The organism is Geobacillus sp. ZGt-1 (assembly GCF_001026865.1).
Lineage (GTDB): Bacteria > Bacillota > Bacilli > Bacillales > Anoxybacillaceae > Geobacillus > Geobacillus thermoleovorans.
The window spans coordinates 1-302 of the sequence record NZ_LDPD01000049.1; the positions used below are offsets into that span (position 1 = coordinate 1).

Annotated in this window: 1 pseudogene; it reads right to left on the reverse strand. The window is 48.0% G+C overall.

What is annotated here, in order from left to right:
* Nucleotides 1-180: pseudogene (locus VU18_RS18265) on the reverse strand (hypothetical protein); the annotation flags it as partial.
* Nucleotides 181-302 lie beyond the last annotated feature (122 nt).

A 302-nucleotide genomic window follows, 5' to 3' on the forward strand; every position in this document is an offset into this window, starting at 1 on the left:
TTGTTCTTTTCGGATTTCTTCTTGTTCCTGGCGAATGGCGATTTGTTCACGCTCGAGCCGCTCTTGCCCTTCGACAAGCAGGCGGAGCGTGCCGTCCATCGCGTTCAAGCGGTCGAGCACTTGGGCGAGCAAAGCGTCACTCATCGTCATGATTCCCCCTTTTTCGTCCGTTACAGCCATTATAGTACATATGTTCGGGATTGTCAATCAAGAAAATTTGAACATCCATGGCGGACAAACTCCTTCACATTCCTTGTTTGTCAAGGATTTATTCCATATCGGTGCAAAAAAATCCTCCCGAT